At 71.0% G+C, this 18,200-nt stretch carries 14 protein-coding genes; 6 read left to right on the top strand and 8 right to left on the bottom strand.

All coding sequences use genetic code 11. The annotated features are described in order from the left end of the window. Positions 1-10: 10 nt before the first annotated feature. Both QSK03_RS15755 and QSK03_RS15750 read left to right on the top strand, forming a co-directional pair. Positions 11-1,627: an FAD-dependent oxidoreductase gene (locus tag QSK03_RS15755; RefSeq protein ID WP_285653767.1), complete on the top strand. Its 1,617-nt coding sequence runs from the start codon at positions 11-13 to the stop codon at positions 1,625-1,627. Between the two features lie 190 nt (positions 1,628-1,817). Next, entirely contained in the window at positions 1,818-2,837 is a 1,020-nt protein-coding gene (locus QSK03_RS15750) for a right-handed parallel beta-helix repeat-containing protein (RefSeq protein WP_285653765.1), read from the top strand. A 34-nt stretch (positions 2,838-2,871) separates the two neighbouring features. On the opposite strand, the gene QSK03_RS15745 is transcribed toward QSK03_RS15750, so the two are convergent. The 3 genes from QSK03_RS15745 to QSK03_RS15735 form a co-directional block, all read right to left on the bottom strand. Then, complete coding sequence (locus QSK03_RS15745; RefSeq protein ID WP_285653763.1) at positions 2,872-3,837, bottom strand: glycosyltransferase family 4 protein; 966 nt, start codon at positions 3,835-3,837, stop codon at positions 2,872-2,874. A gap of 513 nt (positions 3,838-4,350) precedes the next feature. Then, the gene (locus tag QSK03_RS15740; protein ID WP_285653761.1) at positions 4,351-5,268 is read right to left on the bottom strand and encodes a hypothetical protein; all 918 of its coding nucleotides are present in this window, start codon (positions 5,266-5,268) and stop codon (positions 4,351-4,353) included. A gap of 576 nt (positions 5,269-5,844) precedes the next feature. After that, on the bottom strand, positions 5,845-6,471 hold the full coding sequence (locus QSK03_RS15735) for a polysaccharide deacetylase family protein (RefSeq protein WP_285653759.1): 627 nt from the start codon (positions 6,469-6,471) through the stop codon (positions 5,845-5,847). Positions 6,472-6,604: 133 nt separating this feature from the next. Between QSK03_RS15735 and QSK03_RS15730 the strand changes: the two genes are divergently transcribed. Genes QSK03_RS15730 through QSK03_RS15715 form a run of 4 tightly spaced genes read left to right on the top strand, consistent with a single transcriptional unit; the run spans position 6,605 to position 12,433 of the window. Then, on the top strand, positions 6,605-8,452 hold the full coding sequence (locus tag QSK03_RS15730; protein ID WP_285653757.1) for a tyrosine-protein kinase domain-containing protein: 1,848 nt from the start codon (positions 6,605-6,607) through the stop codon (positions 8,450-8,452). 46 nt (positions 8,453-8,498) lie between these two features. Then, the gene (locus QSK03_RS15725) at positions 8,499-9,380 is read left to right on the top strand and encodes a glycosyltransferase family 2 protein (RefSeq protein WP_285653755.1); all 882 of its coding nucleotides are present in this window, start codon (positions 8,499-8,501) and stop codon (positions 9,378-9,380) included. A 9-nt stretch (positions 9,381-9,389) separates the two neighbouring features. Further along, the gene (locus tag QSK03_RS15720; protein WP_285653753.1) at positions 9,390-10,988 is read left to right on the top strand and encodes a lipopolysaccharide biosynthesis protein; all 1,599 of its coding nucleotides are present in this window, start codon (positions 9,390-9,392) and stop codon (positions 10,986-10,988) included. Beyond that, on the top strand, positions 10,985-12,433 hold the full coding sequence (locus QSK03_RS15715; RefSeq protein ID WP_285653750.1) for an O-antigen ligase family protein: 1,449 nt from the start codon (positions 10,985-10,987) through the stop codon (positions 12,431-12,433). The genes QSK03_RS15720 and QSK03_RS15715 overlap by 4 nt, the downstream gene beginning before the upstream one ends. Positions 12,434-12,511: 78 nt before the next feature. Here the strand turns inward: QSK03_RS15715 and QSK03_RS15710 are convergent, their stop codons facing one another. Genes QSK03_RS15710 through QSK03_RS15690 form a run of 5 tightly spaced genes read right to left on the bottom strand, consistent with a single transcriptional unit; the run spans position 12,512 to position 17,956 of the window. Continuing rightward, positions 12,512-13,522: a UDP-glucuronic acid decarboxylase family protein gene (locus QSK03_RS15710; protein ID WP_285653748.1), complete on the bottom strand. Its 1,011-nt coding sequence runs from the start codon at positions 13,520-13,522 to the stop codon at positions 12,512-12,514. Next, on the bottom strand, positions 13,519-14,640 hold the full coding sequence (locus QSK03_RS15705; protein ID WP_285653746.1) for a hypothetical protein: 1,122 nt from the start codon (positions 14,638-14,640) through the stop codon (positions 13,519-13,521). The genes QSK03_RS15710 and QSK03_RS15705 overlap by 4 nt, the downstream gene beginning before the upstream one ends. Continuing rightward, complete coding sequence (locus tag QSK03_RS15700) at positions 14,637-15,488, bottom strand: WecB/TagA/CpsF family glycosyltransferase (RefSeq protein ID WP_285653744.1); 852 nt, start codon at positions 15,486-15,488, stop codon at positions 14,637-14,639. Before QSK03_RS15700 ends, QSK03_RS15705 begins: the two co-directional genes overlap by 4 nt. Beyond that, the gene (locus tag QSK03_RS15695; RefSeq protein WP_285653742.1) at positions 15,475-16,440 is read right to left on the bottom strand and encodes an NAD-dependent epimerase/dehydratase family protein; all 966 of its coding nucleotides are present in this window, start codon (positions 16,438-16,440) and stop codon (positions 15,475-15,477) included. The genes QSK03_RS15700 and QSK03_RS15695 overlap by 14 nt, the downstream gene beginning before the upstream one ends. A 34-nt stretch (positions 16,441-16,474) precedes the next feature. Further along, positions 16,475-17,956, bottom strand: coding sequence for a sugar transferase (locus QSK03_RS15690; RefSeq protein WP_285653740.1), 1,482 nt, complete (start codon positions 17,954-17,956; stop codon positions 16,475-16,477). Between the last annotated feature and the right edge of the window lie 244 nt (positions 17,957-18,200).

The raw sequence follows: 18,200 nt of genomic DNA, 5'->3' as shown, positions 1-18,200 counted from the left end.
AGGACCACAGGTGCTGTCGGATGTGCGGGAGCTCGACAACGACCAGCAGGTCGACGTGGACGTCTGCGTCGTCGGGGCCGGTCCGGCGGGGATCACGATCGCCCGGGAGCTGATCGGCAACGACGCCGAGGTCTGGCTGCTGGAGAGTGGCGGCAGGGATGCGGAACGCGGCGCGCAGCGGTTGAATCGAGGCCAGAGCGACGGTTATCCCCTCCACCGGCTGCACCAGTCCCGGGTGCGGGCGTTCGGCGGGACGAGCAGGCACTGGTTCCGGCCCGGTGATGACAGCTGGGCTGCTCGGCCACTCGACCCGATCGACTTCGAAGTCCGGCCCGGGATTCGCTATTCCGGCTGGCCGTTCGACCGCGCGCACCTCGAGCCGTACTACGTCCAGGCTCAGGAGCTCTGCCGGCTCGGCCCGTTCGACTACGACGCCCGGCGCTGGGCCGACCAGGATCGGACGCCACCCCTGCCGCTGCTCCCGGGTACGGTCGAGAGCACGGTGTTCCACCGCGGCATCGACGATTTCAGCGGGTTCTACGAGGAGCTGGTCCGCGCTCCGAACGTCACGCTGGTGCTCCACGCCTCGGTGGTGGACCTGGCCACCGACGGCGATCCCGGCCGGGTGAATCGTGTCGAATTGCGGCGCGAGGACGGCTCACGGTGCTTCGTCCGAGCCGGGCTGGTCGTATTGGCCGCGGGCGGGATCGAGAACCCGCGCTTGCTGCTGCAGAGCCGCCGGGTCCACCGCCACGGTCTCGGCAACGATCACGACCTGGTCGGACGGTTCTTCGCCGAACGCATGTCGGCCCGCACCGGGTACATCCTCCCGGCCTCTCCGGACCTGGTGCGTCGTGCCGGCCTCTACGACGTCAACGAGCCGACACCCGGGGTACGGGTGCAAGGGGCGCTGCGGGTCACGGACGCCGCGCAGCGGCAACGGCAGCTCCTCAACTGCGCGTTCTTCCCGCTGCCTCGGAACCTCTCCATGATGAGCGAGGCGGTCCGATCGCTCGCGACCCTGGCCAAGGCCCGGAGCCGCCGACCGCTGCCGGCGGGGATCGGCGGTCACCTCCGCAACGTCGTCGCCGGTCTCGGGGACCTCGGCACCTTCGCTCGAGAGCGTCTGCGTATGCCCGATGACGCCCGCGGCGTCCTCGCTCTGCGCGCCCAGGGCGAGCAGGCACCCAACCCGGATTCCCGGGTGACTCTCGGCACCCGGCGCGACCGGTTCGGCCTGCCTGTCGCTCGTGTCGATTGGCGACCGGCCGACTCGGATCGCGCCTCGATCCGAGCGTCGCAGGAAGCCGTCGACGAGGCGTTGCGGGGAGCGGGGCTCGGCCAGGTCGAGCTCATGTTGGGTGACGAGCAACCACCGACCCTGTTCGAGGGCAACTTCCACCACCTCGGCGCGACACGGATGCACACCGACGCGTCCCAGGGGGTGGTCGACGCCGACTCCCGGGTGCACGGCATCCGCAACCTCTATGTCGCGGGCAGCTCGGTGTTCCCGACCTACGGATGCTCCAATCCGACGCTCACGGTCGTCGCGTTGTCTCTGCGGTTGGCCGACCATCTGAAGAAGCGGCTGGCCGAGATCCGCGTTCACCCCGATGCCTCTCGATGACCCCGCCACCCCCGGGTCGGGTCGTGACCGGAGGCGGCGGTGGGCGCTGGTCGCGGGGAGCCTGGTACTCGGCTTGATCGCCGTCGTCACGATCACGGCCGGGTCGCGGAGCACGTCGCCACGTCCTCCCCAGGCGCCCCCGGGCGAACCAGCACGGCCGTCCGCGTCGTCGTGCCTCGATGGAGGCGGTGTGGGGATCGGCGTCGGGGACGACGCCCAGAGCGTCGTGAACGCGCACGGGCCCGGCACCACCTACATCGTCAAGGCGGGGGTCCACCCGCGGAACTTCAGCGTCCGGCCGCAGTCTGGTGACACGTACTGCGGGGAGCCGGGCGCGGTGCTGGACGGTGGGCGGAGCCTCCCGTCGGCGTTCTCGGGTGGGGCGACAGACGTGACCCTGGACTCGATCACGGTGCGGGACTACGAGAGCAGCAGGCAGGGCGCAGCCATCCAACCGGATCCCCGTGCCAGCGGCTGGCTCGTCCGCAACGTGTCGGCTCTGCACAACTCCTGGGCGGGTCTCCTGGTCGCCGACGGCATGAGAATCCTCGGTGGCCGCTACAACGACAACGATCAGCTGGGCATCGGCGGCAACGAAGCCACCGGCATCGTCCTGGACGGGCTCGACAACGACCCGACCACCCTGGACGGGCCCGAGCTGGCGCGCAACCACGTGCTCCGGGCCCCCTGTGCCTTCGAGGGCGGGGGCATCAAGTGGGACGTCGGGCAGGTCACCGTCCGCAACGCCCACGTCCACGACAACGACTGCAAAGGAATCTGGGCCGACATCAACGCCCACGACGTGGTCATCGAGAACAACCTGGTCGAGGGCAACCGCGCGGAGGGGATCTTCTACGAGATCAGCCGGGACGCGACCATCCGGAACAACCGGATATACCGCAACGGGTTCGGCGCCTCAGGGTGGTACTGGGACGGCGGCATCACGGTGGCCTCCAGCTCCGAGGTGGAGGTCTACGGCAACCGCCTCTCGGGCAACTACAACGGGATCACCGGAACCCAGCAGGAACGTCCCGACTCGACGCCACCGGCGCACCTGCTCACCGGCTTGCGCGTCCACGACAACATGATCTGCAGCACCGGGGACGGGGCGCACCCCGTAGGCGTGGGAGCCGACAACGGCGCCGACCTCGCCGCCCGGGACATCAGCTTCAGCGGCAACACCATCCAGCCGGCCTCCTGCGGGGCCTAGCGAAGCCGGAACGGCCCCGGGGAACGGGCGTCGATCAGTGAGCTGACGCCTCACGCCGCGCTGCGCGCGGGAGTGCCCGCCGCTCGCGCACCAGCGCCACCGCGCGCAGGATCCGCGCGGCGACCGCGTCGGGCGCCAGCACGGCGCTGCTGCGCCGTGCGCCTTCATGCAGCGTCCGGCGGGTTCGCGGCTCGGCGGACCGCGCCAGCGCGTCAGCCAGCTCGCGCGGGTCACGCGGATCCGCGACGAGCCCGTTGATACCGTCCTGCACGACCGTGCCGGCCGCGCCGGTCATGGGCGAGACCACGACCGGGACCCCCAGGGTGAGCGCCTCGACGACCACCCGCCCGACCAGGTCCTGCAGGGTCGGGAACACGAGCGCGTCACACAGCTCCATCGCACCTTTCAGCGCGCCGGGGTCGACGCTGCCGAAGAAGGTCACCGAGTCCTGTACCCCGCGCCGGGAGGCCAGTTCGACCAGGTGCTCGCGCTCCGGTCCGTCGCCGAAGATCCACAGAGCGCAGGGGCCGGTCGCACGCTCGTGGATGGCGACGGCCTCGATCAGCATGTCGACGCCCTTGGGTGCGATCAGTCGGCCGGCGTAGACGAACACGGGCGCGCCCTCCGGCGCGCCCGCCCCGACCGGGGCCCGGCCGGGCAGGTCGGGAGGCAGACCCGCGAGCCACCAGCCGGTGACGATCCGGGAGCGCGGCACCTTCAAGGTCTCGACGAGGTAGTCCCTGGCCGGCGGGTTGTTGGCGATGAACAGATCGATCGAGCGCGCCGTCAGCCGCCGCAGGGCGACCTTGGCCCAGACCGTGCCCGTCCGTCCGAGGTGCCGATAGTCCCCCTCCACCAGCGAGATCAAGGCCCGCCGCCGGACCAGTTTGGAGATGCCGGCGTAGAGGCCCACGAGGCCGAGCTCGTAGATGATGGCGACGTCCTCGCTCGCCCGCGCGAACTTCGCCAGCAGCTGTGGGCTGATCAGCTTGAAGCTCATCGGGTGCGTTCTGCCCGTGGCGCGGCCCAGCTCGACGAAGCGCCCGATGGGCCGCCCACCGTCGACCTCCTCGGCCCAGCGCACTTCCCGGACGTCGGCGCCGGCGCGCCGACACGCCTCCACGAGATACGGGTGCGGAGCCGAGTTGTCCCTGGTGACCCAGAGGACCCCGCCCCGCGCATCAGCCTGCAGCACCCCAACCTCCTGTCACGTACGCCGGGTTGCCGGTGGCTCCGTCACGCCGGCGGGCGGGAGCTGGCTGGCCGCACCGGGCTGCTGCCGTCCGGGAGCGTGATCGGACACCCGGTGGTGAGGATCGGCCCCCGGCCCAGTACAGTGATCGACACGATGGTCGGGCATCGTTCGCACCATCACGCCCGCCGCCGTTGCCCCCCACCGGCCGTGCGGCGTTCGGAGCATAACGGACATCAGTGCCCGTAGGCCATAGATCCTTTGCCTGCTCCGGTCCGCGGCTCCGGGCTTGCAGGCCCTCGCATCGAACTGGTCGTGCGGTCAGTCAGCGGGACCTCTCGCGTGAGCGGCGACCCGGCCGACGAGAGCAACCGCGCCGTACACGGCCGCGCGCACCCGGTCCCGGGCGCGTGGCGGCATCGTGGCGACCACTCGCCGTCCGAGCGGGAAGCGATTCTTGAACAACGCCCGTTCGAACCTGTTGTCGGGGGTCGTCGACGACGGGTGCCGCAAGGGCGAATCGATCGGGTGGGTCGGCACGGCGGTCTCGCGGCGCGACGGGCGTCTGGTGTGGGTGGCCTCCTGGTCGAAGCCGATGTTGGCGACGAGGTTGGCGCTCGGGATCACCGAGACGCCGCGGTTGATCAGCATCGCGAACGCCCAGCCGAAGTCCCACGTGTCGACCCGGCCTTCATGGACGTCGTCGAACCTCTGGCGCGTGATGTGGTACTCCGTGAACGGCATGCTCGACCGGACCACGGCACGCGCCTGCGGTTCCGCCCACTTCGTCAGCGCGGGGTCGTAGCGATTCCACGCCCTCCGCCACGTCGCCCATCCCCATATCGGGGCCGTCCGGCTGAAGACGTAGCTGCCCTCGGTCGAGTCCCACATCCCGAGCGGGTTGTGCCCGCCGATCATCATGACCTCGGGATCGTCGCGATAGCGCTCGAGGAGCTCGGCGCAGAACGGGAAGAAGTCGAGGGTGGGCATGCAGTCGTCCTCGAGGATGACTCCGCTCTCCTCGTGGGTGAGGAACCAGTCGATCGCAGCGCCGACGCCACGCTTGCAGCCCAGGTTCTCCGCCTGGTACAGCCGCCGCACCTCGCAGGGCCAGGTGACGTCGTCGAGCACGCGGCGGGTTCGGTCGCAGCGATCGACGTCGGAAGGGACGTCGACGCGGGGTCCGTCGGCGGCGAGGTACAGCCGTGTGGGAGCCGCCGCCCGGACGGCGTCGAACACCTGCCGAGTCTTCTCCGGACGATTGAACGCGATCATCAGCAGCGGGACATCGGCGTTCGGAGTACGGGGAGCGGATGCGCTTCGGGGGGATGGACGCACGTCGAAGCACGCTACCCGTCAGGATCGTCTTTCCTTCTGTCATTGTCGTGAATCGTGACGGGTGATGCCGGAGACTGTTTGGTTCCTTTTGACTCAATTGCATCTGGACGGCGACCTCGTGGCCCGGTTGGTTCAGGCCCTTGGCGCGATCGGCCGCGGCGCCGACGTCCTGAAGCCGAGTCAGGGTCTCCGGTCGACCACGCGAAGCGTATCGGCAATCACGATCCGTGGTCGGAATCGCGTTGTCCCTCGTGCCGAAGCGCCGAGCACGACGACGCCGAACCCCGCCGGGCGGCACCACGATGATCATCTCGGGCCGAGTCCCGCTCCTGATGACGCGAGCGTCGGGTGTCGGGTGGGATCGCGGGCCGGTTCCGGGTCGTCCGGTGGGATCAGGAAACGCCATCCACTCGCAATTTGCCGCAATTCGATGCAGTGCCACGATTCGGGCGGGGTGGTCGTCGAATTCGGTACACCTCACCGCCGCTCGCGCAGCCGCTGGCGGAGCCGCTTGGCGAACAGCCGCAGGTCGCCGTCGCGCTGTCCGGCGTACGCGCGCGGCAACGCGTGACGGCACGCACTCACCCCGGCCGGCAAGGCCACGGCGACCGCGTGGTCGTAGCCCGCCGCTCGGGCAGCGACGATCTCCCTATCGCCCACCTCGCCGAACGGGTACGCGAGGCCCTCCACCGGCGCACCCGTCACCTCGGCCAGCCGCACCCTGCTCTCCACCGTCTCCTCGCGCAGCTCGGCGGCGGTCAGCTCCGGCAGACAGCGGTGCAGCATCCCGTGCGACCCGATCTCCATCCCCGCGGCTGCGGCGGTCCGCACCTGCTCGGCGGTCATCAGCTTCTTGCGCGGCCCCTCGGGGTCCCACGCGTTCTCCCCGCCGAGCCGGCCGGCCAGCACGTAGAGCGTCGCCGTCGCGCCGTGGCGACGCAGCACGGGTAGTGCCTCGTCGAGGAAGTCGGCGTAGCCGTCGTCGAAGGTCAGGCCCATCCCGCGCCCGCCGGTGGCGAGCAGGTCGCGCATCGACATCCCGCGCAGGCCCTGGCGGCGCATCGCCCGGAGGTGACCGTCGAGCCGTTCGGGTGTCACGGTCACCCGGTAGGGGTCCTCGGCTGCCGAAACCCCCCGGCCTACCGAGTGGTACATCAGCACGAACGGGAACGCCGTCACACCATTCCGCCTCTCCGTCCTGTCCCCGCGGGCAGCTGCGCCTGTGCCAGTCAATCGGTTGCGGACACGACGCGTCAGAGCCACTCGATGGGATCAACCCACCTCGGAGCGGCGCGCCCCCAATTCTGACGATTCGCTCGGAGCGCCGGACTGCGAGCATGGCGCGCCAGACGAGGGGGAATCCGTGGCAGGCAACCGCGAGGTCACAGTGTCCGAAACAATGTGGACGCCGGAGGAGGCCAGTACGTGGGTCGGCGGGCCGCGTCTCGCCGAGTCCCTGTGGCGGTACCGGCGCGTCATCGTGCTCGTGGCGGTGCTCGCCGCCGGCGTGGGGCTCGCCGCAGCGCTGCTGCTCCCGGCCCGGTACGAGGCCCAGGCCAACCTGTACCTCCGAGACCCGGGAAGCCCGTCGGTCCAGCCGCTCGAGGGGTCCCTCCAGTCCCAAGCGGGCGACCACGCCATCTTCATGGCCACGCAGGCCCGGGTCGCCGGCTCGGAGGAGGTCTACAGCCGGGCGCAGGCCTCCCTCGGGAGCAGCGGCACACCCGACGTCAGGAGCTCGGTCACGGTCGCGCCCTCGGCCGACCTCACGGTCCTCACGATCACCGGCACCTCCAGCGACCCCCTCGAGGCCGCGAACATGGCCAACGCGGTCGGCGCCGCCTATCAGCAGATGGCCCGCGAGCGGATCGCCGCGGACGCCGAGGACGCGATCACACAGCTCCGGCGGGTCGTGGCCGTGCGTGATGCCGAGTTCGACGACGCCCGTACCCAGGCCGCGCAGGCGAGAGGCGCGGACCAGGCGGCTCTGGAGCGCAAGGCACAACACGTCGCCGACCTGATCAGCGATCTGCAGGTCCGTCAGGACGACATCGCTGCCCGGGCCGCCATGTACGGATCGGGCATCGTTACGTTCGAGCGCGCGGTGCCGCCGGCTTCGGCGTCGGGGCCCGCCCCGCTCCTGCTTGCCCTGCTGGGTGCCGTGATCGGGCTGATCGTGGCGGGCGGCTGGGCATGGTGGGCAGCCGGGCGGAACCGCCGCGTGGAGGCCGAGGGCGATGCCGGAGCGATCCTCGGGGTCCCGCTGCTCGGCGAGACGCCGCAGCTGAGCTCGAAGCTGCGTGGAGCGCGTGGACCGCAGTCGCAGCAGGAGGGTCCGGACCCGGTGGCCGCGGAGGCATACCACTTCGTGCTGGCCTCCCTGGAGCACGCTCTGTCCCGGATGGGCGGCGGCAAGGTCGTGGCCGTGGTCAGCGCTGGACAGGGTGACGGGAAGACCGTGACGGTCCTCAACCTGGCACTCGCGGCCAAGCGGGAGGGGCGCAGGGTGCGCCTGATCGACGCCGACGAGCGTACGCGGGAGCTGTCGCAGCTGTGTCGCGACGACGGGGAGTTCCCCGTGATCGGCCTCGGGGACGACGGCGAGGAGACGTACGCGGTCGCCGTCGCCGGAGCCTCGTCGGGGGAGGGGGCGCGCGAGCGCAACGGACGCCACCCGGCTGTTCTCTTCCGCTCGACGGCGTTCGGCGAGCTGGTCAACCCCGCGGACGAGGCCGACCTCGTTCTGATCGACACCCCGGCGCTTCTCGGCGTGTCGGAGGCCGTGACGATCGCCGACAAGGCCGACGCCGTGCTCCTGGTGGTGAACCGCGGCACCTCGTTGACCGACCTGCGGCGGGCCCGCGAACGGCTCGCTTTCACCGACACCCCGCTGATCGGCTACCTGCTCAACCGGGGGGCGGTGCGGCGTGGCTATGCGAGCTATGGGGGCTACGGCGGCACCGGCGGTACCGACGGCACAGGCGGTACCGACGGCATCGGCAGCACCGGCTGGGGCGTGCTGTCCCGAGGCTGGCGGCGCAGGAAGGGCACCGACGGACCTCCACGACAGGCGCTGCCCGACTGACCGCCGCGCGGGCACCCCGCGGCACCGGCTCGACAAGGGGGAGCGGATGGCCGGCATCCGTATCGCCGCCGTCATGGCGGTCCACAACCGCAAGGCTCTGACGTTGGCGTGCCTGGACTCCTTGCGCGCCCAGCAGGTGGCGGAGGGCACCCTCGACGTGTTCGTCCTGGACGACGCCAGCACGGACGGCACGGCCGAGGCCGTGAGACACCGCCATCCCGATGTCGGGTTGCTCGACGGCGACGGCCACCAGTACTGGAACGGCGGCATGCGCCGCGCCCTGGGCGCGGCCATGGCGGGTGACTACGACTACTACCTCTGGATGAACGACGACACGACACTCGTCGACGACGGCGCTCTCGAGCTGCTGCTGCGGACCGAGCAGCGGCTCCGCCAGGGTGGCCGCGGCCCGGTCATCGTGGTCGGGTCGACCCAGCACCCGGAGACCGGTGAGCTCACCTACGGGGGTCAGACCCGGCCGTCCCGGCGCCGCCGGCTGAGCTGGGCCCTGGTTCCGCCGGGCGACGAACCACGACAGTCCGAAACGATGAACGGGAACATCGTCCTGGTCCCACGGGCGGTGGTGCGGCGGATCGGCAACATCGACCCCGCGTACATCCAGCAGTTGGGCGACCTGGACTACGGGCTGCGAGCCCGTGCCGCCGGCTGCGAGGTCTGGCTCGCTCCCGGGACGGCCGGGCTCTGCGCCTCGCATCCGTCGCGACGGACCGACCGGCAGCCGTTGCAGCGTGAACTGGCCCGCCTGTGGTCGGTGAAGGAGCTGGCGCCCCGGCCCTGGTTCGTCTTCGCGCAACGCTGGGCGGGCCCGCTGTGGTTCTGCTACTGGCTCAGCCCCTACATGCGTCGGGGGCTCGGGCTGGTCCTGCAGCGCACGGGCGTCCTCTCCACCGTCTCGGGCGTTCGGTAGGGCGAGCGGGTGGACGCACCCCGAGCCGACGCGACGAGCGGCAGCGGCACCGGTGCCACGGGCACCGCGAACATGACCGCTTCGGCTGCGTCCGGTCTGAGCTGGTCCGTACTGTCCATCGCGGCCCTCGTGGTCGCCAACCTCGCCTACACGGCGACGGTCTCGCGGCTGCTCGACCCGGCGGACTTCGGACTCGTCGCGATGGCGAACCTCGTCGTGCTGTTCGGGCAGTACTTCGCGCGCATGGGGCTGGCGTCCGCGCTGGTGCAGAAGCCCGAACTGACCGACGAGGAGATCCGGGCCGCGTCGACCGCGGGCTTCGTGATCGGCGTGGTCTGCTTCGGGCTGGTGTGGCTCCTGGCCCCCGCCGTCGCCGTCCTGTTCCACACGCCGGAGGTGACCCCTGTCCTGCGCGGTCTGGGGGCGTCCTTCCTCTTCATGGGCTGGTCGATGACCGGGCTGGGCCTGCTCCGCCGCGAGCTGCGCTTCCGGGCGTTGTCGGTGATCTCGGTCGGCGGCTACGTGGTCGGCTACCTCGTCGTCGGCATCGGGCTGGCTCTGCTGGGGGCCGGGGTCTGGAGTCTGGTGGCGGCCATCGTCGCCTCGACGCTGATCCAGGCGGTGTGGCAGTTCGCCCTCCGGCCCCACCCGCTGCGGCCGGTGCTGGGCTGGCGGCACTACAGGGCGGTCTGCGGGTACGGCACCCGGCTCTCGATCGCCCACGTCCTGGACTACATCGGGAGCAACCTCGACACCTTCACCGTCGCCCGGATCGCCAGCACCGCCACGCTCGGCCAGTACAGCCGGGCGTACTACCTGGTGTTCCAGCCGCTCGGCAACTACATGTCCGCGGCGCTGACGAACGTGGTGTTCACGACCCTGAGCAGGGTCCAGGGGAACGTCGAACGGTTGCGCCGGGGCTACCTCAGCGTCATGTCGCTCGGTGCACTCCTGGTCTTCCCGCTCAGCGCGGGCATGGCCGTGGCGGCTCCGGAGCTGATCGAGGCGGTGCTCGGACCACAGTGGGGGGCCGCCGTCGGGCTGGTGCCGTGGTTCGCGCTCGCCGGCGCGTGCCACGTCGCCTCCCAGCTGTCGCAGTCGTTGGCCGAGGCCCGGGCGGAGCTGAACCGCTCGGTCGCGGTGCAGGTCGGGTACCTCGTGGTGCTCGCCGCGCTCATCGTGCTCGCACTGCAGTTCACCTCCCGCGAGGTGTGGCTCATCAGCGCGGCGGTGGCGGTCGCCGAGCTGCTGCGCTATCTCGGCTATCTCGTCCTGGCGCGTTCGGTGCTCGACCTGCGGGCGGCGCAGGTGTCCCAGGCCCACGTCCCGGCGATCTTCGCCGGGGTGGGCGTGGCGCTGGCGGTCGCGGCAGCCCGCTGGGTGCTCACGGGTGCCCCCGTCCTCGCCGTGCTCGCGGCCGAGATCGCGGTCGGTGCGATCGCGCTCGTGCTGTGCATCCGCGTGTGTCCCGCGACTGCCGTCCGCGCCGAGCTGTGGTTCCGGCTGGAATCGGCCGACCTGCTCGGTCCGCCGGACGGCCGACGACGGCGCGTGGCGTCCCTCGTCGTCGGCCCGCCCGACCGAGCCGTGAGCGAGGTGCAGCGGTGACCATCATCCTGCTCGGCATCGGCGCTGTGATCGTCGCGGCGTTCGGCATCGCCCTGCTCGACGTGACGATCCGACGAGCAGAGGTCGGCGCTGCGCTCGTCTTCCTCTCGGCAGTCGTCCAGGCGATGTTCATCTACGAGGTGCCGTCGGTGAGGCTGGGCGGAACGAGGGTGGGCGTCACCGACCTGGTGGTGGTCATCGTGCTCGCGGCGGCGACGGCCAGGTGCTTGCGACTGCGCGACTTCAGCCGGCACCTGCACTGGCTGATCCTGCTGGCCACGCTGCTTCTGGTGTCGCTGATCCTCGGCATCGCCGATCACGGGATCCAGACGAGCGTCGGTGACGCCCGCCAGTACCTCTTCTTCGTCGGGGCCGCCCTGTACATGGCGACGTTCCGGCCCACCCTTGAGCTCTACGAACGGATCGGCCGGGTCTGGCTGGTCATGGCCGGCCTGATGGTGCTGCTGGCATGCGCCCGCTGGCTGCAGGTGTTCGCCGGAGTCGACCTCGGGGTGCCGGCCGAGCGCAACGGCGTGGACACCGCGACCCGGGTCCTGGACGGGCCGTACGCGTTCTTCCTCGCCGGCGCGTTGCTCCTCACGGTGCCCTTCTGGTTCCGGCACGGCCAGGCGCGGTGGGTCCGATGGATGGGAGTGCTGCTGCTGGTCGTGGTGGTCGTGCTCGACCGCCGGACCGTCTGGCTGGCGCTGCTCGTCGGCGTCGCGGTGCTCCTGCTGCGTGGGCGCCGGCTCGGGGGGCGGGCGATCGCGCTCGTCGTCGTCGCCTCCGTGCTCACCGTCCTGGCCTTCGCCGGGGACGTGCTGGCGCGCGACCAGGCCCCGGCCGGGACGGTCACGAGCACCGGGACCCTCGACTGGCGGGTCGCAGGCTGGTCGGATCTCGTCACCGGCTGGTCGGAGAGCCCGGTGAACTGGCTGGTGGGCATACCGTTCGGCAGCGGTTTCAACCGCGTGGTGGAAGGTTTCGACGTCACCGCCCACCCGCACAACCTCTTCATCGAGACGATGATCAGGGCAGGTGTCGGGGGCCTGATCGCCTTGATCGCGCTCACCGTCGGCCTGCTGCGCCGGTTGTGGAGGGTCCGGGTCGGGGGCGCCGGGCTGTTCGACCCGGGGATGCTGGCCCCGCTGCTGGCCATGCAGGTGGTCTGGTACCTCACGTGGGTCCCGGGTCTCGAACAGGGCGTCGTCACCGGCATGGCCGTCGCCGTTGCGGCTGCCAAGGGCAGGGCAGCAGCTGCCCGGCGCACGCGGGGGCCCACCGGCCCGCCGGAACCATCCAGACAGGACACGGTTGGCGGTACTGAACCCGCCGAGGCGCTCCGACGGCCTCGGGTGTCGTGGGAACCGCCGCCACCAGGACCGTCGCGTGACGTCGCCGTCGACGATGCAAGGGCGGGCTCCGCCGCGGGCGAGCCCGACTGAGCCACATCCAGTTGGCCGTTCGGCCGGCCCCACCTCAACCCCTCGGTACGCCTCCGCACCGAGGAGTTGAGGTCGGGATCAGCTTCCGGTGACGCCGGAAACCAGCAGGGGCACCTGGCTCTGCTGCGGGACCACGACCGACTCGGGGGTGAGCGTCAGCTCGCGGAACCACTCGATGGTCCGTCGCAGTCCGTCCCGGACGTCCACCTGGGGCTCCCAGCCGAGGGCCGTGCGGGCGAGCGTGATGTCGGGACGACGGACGGTGGGGTCGTCCTGCGGGCGGTCGACGAAGACGATGTCCGAGCTCGAGCCGGTGAGGTCGATGATCAGGCGGGCGAGATCCAGCACGCTCATCTCCCCGCAGTTGCCGATGTTCACCGGTCCGGCCAGTTCGGAGTGCAGCAGCCGGACGAGGCCCTCGATGAGGTCGTCGACATAGCACACCGAACGGGTCTGGCTCCCGTCACCGGCGACGGTGAGCGGCTCACCGCGTACCGCCTGCCCGATGAAGGTCGGGATGGCGCGCCCGTCGTTGGGCCGCATCCGGGGCCCGAAGGTGTTGAAGATGCGGGCGATGGTCGTGTTCACCTCGCGCGCATTGCGGTAGGCCATCGTCGTCGCCTCCCCGAACCGCTTCGCCTCGTCGTAGACGCCGCGCGGGCCCACCGGGTTGACGTTGCCCCAGTACGTCTCGGGCTGCGGGTGGACCAGCGGATCGCCGTACGACTCCGAGGTGGAGGCCAGCAGGAACCGGGCCTGCTTGTCCCTGGCCAGGCCCAGGGAGTGCAACGTGCCGATCGAGCCCACCTTGAGGGTCTGCAGCGGCAGCTGCAGGTAGTCGATGGGTGAGGCCGGGGACGCCATGTGCAGGACGGCGTCGACGTGACCGGACACGTGGATGTAATCGGTGACGTCGGCCCGGACGAGCCGGAACCGCCTGTCCTCCAGGAGGTGCTCCACGTTCGCCGAGGTGCCGGTGCAGAAGTCGTCGAGGCAGACGACCTCGTAGCCCTCCTGCAGGAGTCGGTGGCACAGGTGCGAGCCCAGGAAACCCGCACCTCCGGTGACGACTGCGCGTCGAAGTCTCATCGCTTGTCTCCTGCTGCTCGTGGCGACGTCCGGGTAGCCGGGACCCGCTCCAGCCAGATCTCCCGCCAGTAGGCGTAGACACCGCGCGGGCAGCTCCGGTGGTAGTCGGCCGTGCAGACGACGTCAGCCAGGACGATGCAGGGCGTCTTCATCGTCTGCATCCGGCCGGTCGCTTCGTCGATGATGTGCTCCACCCGACGCAGCACCTGGGCCGTCCGCCCGCAGTACTGGAGCATCTCGCGGTCGAAGGACATCCCCCGGTTGAGGTTGTCCGCGTTGAGGGTCGCGCTGATCTCCTCGAGGGACTTGACCCTGACCCACTCGCCGGGCTGCAGGTCGAGGTTCTCGACGGGCGTCCGGTCCGCCGTGCCGTGGACGAACGGGTAGCGCTGCCCGCCGCGGAACCGGAACCGCTCGGGCACCCTGCGGCGCGAGAGGTCCTGCACCCGGTTGAAGGCGCCGATGGCGATGCCACGGATGACCTGACGGGCGGGTGCGTTGCCCGAGCGGACGTCCTGCACATACTGCGTCACGTCCCAGAGGGGGATGCCGACCGGCGCCGCGCGGGTCAGCTCGGTGGCCTGGCATGAGTAGACGGGCTCGTCGGATCCGTCCTCCCGCGGGCGGTACGCGCCGTGGGCCACCTCGGTGAGCCGCTCCCGCGTGCACCCGAGGCACCCCGGCGCCGGTGCGTCCGCGGCGGAGGCGTCCGGAGCCGGGGATCCCGGCGGGCGCAGGGGCAGCGGAACCGGCCCCGACGCGCACCGCTCGCCCCCGGGTCCGGAGACCCGGGTAAGCCAGGCGGTCTTCCAGAAGATCAGGCACCCCGCCTGGCAGCCGCCGTGGGCCTGGCCGTCGCACCGGACCCCTGCGAGGTGCACCGCGTCCGGCAGGCGCCGCAGGCCGGTCCAGGTGGCGGTGTCGCACGTCTTGTGCGCGATCTTGTCGACGACGAAGCGCCGGCCGCAGTACGGCAGCATCTCCGGCATGAACGGCAGCGCGTCGAGCTCGCCTCGCTCGTCGAGTCCGGCGAGGATCTCCTCCGCGGGCTTCACCTCCACGACGTCGCCGATGGAGAAGGTCGGCCTGGCGTCCGACCGCTGGACCGTCACGCTCATCGCGGTGCTCCCGCCGTGGTGCCGGACCCGACCGTGCCGGCCGGGTCGGGGATGGTCCTGGCCGGCCGCGGCGGGTGGGCCAGGATGTTGAGGACGAACGCCGGGTTGTTCCGCAGGTAGCGACGCCACAGCCGCCGCGGTTCCCGGCCCAGCCGGTACGCCCACTCCAGCCCGCCGCGCTGCATCCAGCGCGGAGCCTGGGGGACGGTGCCCGCCAGCAGGTCGAAGGCGGCCCCGACGCCGACGAGGGCGTTGGCGTCCAGCGCCCCCACGTGCTCGGCCATCCAGCGCTCCTGCTTCGGCGTGCTCAGACCGACCCAGACCAGCTGCGCGCCCGAGTCGTTGATGGCCCGGACGACCTCGGCGTCCTCCTCCGGGCGCAGCGGGCGGAACGGCGGCGTCCAGGTGCCGGCGATCTGCAGCCCGGGGAACCGCGCGGCGAGCCGCTCCGCGAGCAGCTCGGCGGTCCCCGGACCGCCGCCGTAGAAGAAGGACGACCAGCCGCGCTCGACCGCCCGGGCCAGGACGACCGCCATCAGGTCCGGGCCGTAGACACGGCTGACGTCGCGCCGACCGGCCCACCGGGCCGACCACACCATCGGCATGCCGTCCGGAGTCGTCAGCCCCGAGCCGTTGTGGATCCGCAACAGCTCCGGATCGCGCCGGCACTCCATCACGCCGTGCACGCCGGTGACGCAGACGTAGCGGTGCTCGCCGCGATCGACCCAGCCCGACACCTCCTCGACCGCGGAGTCGAGCGTCAGGCAGCTGATCCCCACGCCGAGCACGTCGATCCGGGAGGGACCGCCCGCCGTGGCCTCCGCGTCGCGCTGATCAGCTGCGCTCACCGCTGGTCAGCCTCTTCTCGATCCACTGGTAGGTGGGGCGGAGCCCGTCGTGGAGGGACGTCGTCGGCTCCCACCCCAGGACCTCGCGCAGCAGCGAGTTGTCGGAGTTGCGTCCCCGCACCCCCTGTGGGCCCCTGACGTGCTCCAGGCCGATGTCCCGCTTCCCGGCCACCTCGGCGACGACGCGCGCGAGCTCCTTGATCGACACCATCTCGTCCGTGCCGAGGTTGAGCGGCTCGCCGACGTCGGACTGCATGATCCGGTAGATGCCCTCGACGCAGTCGTCGATGTAGCAGAACGACCGCGTCTGCTCCCCGTCGCCCCAGATCTCGATGCTGCCGCCGTCCTCGGCGAGCGCGACCTTCCGGCAGAGCGCCGCCGGAGCCTTCTCCCGGCCGCCGTCGTAGGTGCCGTACGGGCCGTAGATGTTGTGGAACCGGACGATCCGGGTCTCCATCGGGTGCTCGCCGGCGTAGTAGGAGCACAGCAGCTCGCTGAAGAGCTTCTCCCACCCGTAGGCGTCCTGGGGCTGGGCCGGGTAGGCGTCGCTCTCCTTGAGCGGGACCACGTCGGTCTCGGTCTGCCGGTACTCCGGGTAGATGCAGGCCGACGAGCTGTACAGGTACCGCTGCACGCCGTGGACCCGCGCGGCCTCGATGGTGTGCAGGTTGATCAGCGAGTTGGTGTGCAGGATCTCCGCGTGGTGGGTGGAGATGTAGCCCATCCCTCCCATGTCCGCGGCGAGCGCGTACACCTGCTCGACCCCGCGCGTCGCCTGCAGCGCGGCGTCCCACCGGCGCAGGTCGAGCAGCTCGAACTCGTCGGCGTCCACGTCGGTGTACTCCGGGTACTTCAGGTCGACCCCGCGGACCCAGTAGCCCCTCTCCTTCAGGAACGTGACGAGGTGGTGTCCGATGAACCCCCCCGCTCCCGTGACACACACTCGCTTCACTGCAACCTCCCGGTGCGCGTGTCCTGCTTGTCGATCAGTAGGCGCCGCGGCCCCTGGCCACCGCGAACACCGTTTTCCAGATGATCAGAGCGTCGAGCGCGAGCGACCATTGCTCGATGTAGCGCAGGTCGAGGCGGACCGACTCCTCCCAGTCCAGGTCGGAGCGGCCGTTGATCTGCCAGAGGCCGGTCAGGCCGGGCTTCACGAACAACCGCCGCCGTGCCTCGCCCTCGTAGCGCCGGTCGGTGATCGGCAACGGACGGGGGCCGACGAGCGACATCTGGCCGAGCAGCACGTTGACCAGCTGAGGGAGCTCGTCGATCGACGTGCGGCGCAGCCACCGCCCGACCCGGGTGATCCGCGGATCGGCGGAGATCTTGAACAGTTCGCCGGTCCCGTGCTGGTTCAGCATGTCGAGACCGGGCCGCAGCGCCTCGGCGTCACGGACCATCGTGCGGAACTTCCACATCGTGAACTCGCTCCCGTGCCATCCGGCCCGGGCCTGGCGGAAGATCGCCGGCCCTGGACTCGTGAGCCGGATCGCGAGCGCGACCGTCAGGAACAGGGGCGAGAGGACGATCAGCGCGATGACGGCGACCAGCCGATCGAGGAGTGCCTTCGCCACGCGGCGGCCACCCGCCAGCTGGGGTTCGTCGACGTGCAGGAGGGGCAGTCCGCAGACCGGCCGGATCGCGATCCGCGGACCCGCGACGTCGAGCAGCGCCGAGGCGACGAGCAGGTCGATCCCCGACCTGGCGAGGCTCCAGGACAGCATCCGCAGAGCGGCTCCGTCCATCTCCGGGCAGGGCAGGACGGCGACGGCGTCGGCGGAGGTCATCCGGAGCGCGAGATCGACGTCCTCGAAGCCGCCCACGACCGGCACGCCCAGCGCGGTCAGGTCGGTCAGGTCGGTGGAGTTCCCCCCGACCGGGACACATGCCCCCACGATCCGCATCCCGTGGTGGGGATCGCGGCGCATCTGCCGGACCAGCTCGGCGCCCGTGCGCGCGTGCCCTACCAGGACGACATCGCTCATGTAGGACCCGCGGCGGCGCTCGCGGTGCACCCACTTGCGGAGCAGGTAGCGTCCCAGGAGCGTCAGGGCCGCCGCCATCGGCAGGGCGATGAGGACGTAACCGCGCGCGGTCTCCGCCTTCGTCGCCCAGGAGACCGTCGCGACCGTCGCGATCACGGCGACCGCGGCGATGAGGACGCGACGGAACTCCTCGAACCCGACCGACAGGAAGCGGGCCTCGTAGGCACGAGCGGCCGACATCGCCGCCAGCCACAGCAGGGGCAGCGCCGCGCTGAGCGCCACGTACTCCCACCGCGGCTCCGGTCCCGCGGAGTCGGCCCAGCGGATGTCGTACGCGGCCATCCCGGCCACCAGGGCGGCGACGCCGTCGATCGCGACGACGGTCCGGACGTAGCGGCGCTCCCACGCCCTACGGGACGAGCGGACCACCAGTGGCTGGTCCGGCGCCGCTCGGCTGGTGTCCGCCTCGACGATGCCCACGTCCGCACCCCCTCCTGCCGCTCCGTGAACGCTCAAGAATCGTTGCAGCTGACAGGCGGAATGTCGGTCGTCAAGAATGACGATTGATGTCCGGTCCCCGTGCGCCGTTTGTCTCAGGGATTTCGAGGGCCAGCGCTGCGGGCACGTCCGGTTGTGGAGCTGGCCGTGCGACATCGCGTGAACAATGGTGACGGAGGAAAGGCTTCCCCGGGGAATACCGTCTCGCCGCCGAGGAGAACGGCGC

It is taken from the genome of Actinomycetospora sp. NBRC 106375, from assembly GCF_030269665.1.
Lineage (GTDB): Bacteria > Actinomycetota > Actinomycetes > Mycobacteriales > Pseudonocardiaceae > Actinomycetospora.
The sequence above is the reverse complement of the archived record's forward strand: the minus strand, read 5'-3'. Positions and strand labels throughout refer to the sequence as shown.

Excerpts from the sequence above, each read along its gene's own strand:
- QSK03_RS15745 (WP_285653763.1), bottom strand. The coding sequence starts at position 3,837 with ATGAGCTTCAAGCTGATCAGCCCACAGCTGCTGGCGAAGTTCGCGCGG.
- QSK03_RS15725 (WP_285653755.1), top strand. The coding sequence starts at position 8,499 with ATGGCCGGCATCCGTATCGCCGCCGTCATGGCGGTCCACAACCGCAAG.
- QSK03_RS15710 (WP_285653748.1), bottom strand. The coding sequence starts at position 13,522 with ATGAGACTTCGACGCGCAGTCGTCACCGGAGGTGCGGGTTTCCTGGGC.
- QSK03_RS15705 (WP_285653746.1), bottom strand. The coding sequence starts at position 14,640 with ATGAGCGTGACGGTCCAGCGGTCGGACGCCAGGCCGACCTTCTCCATC.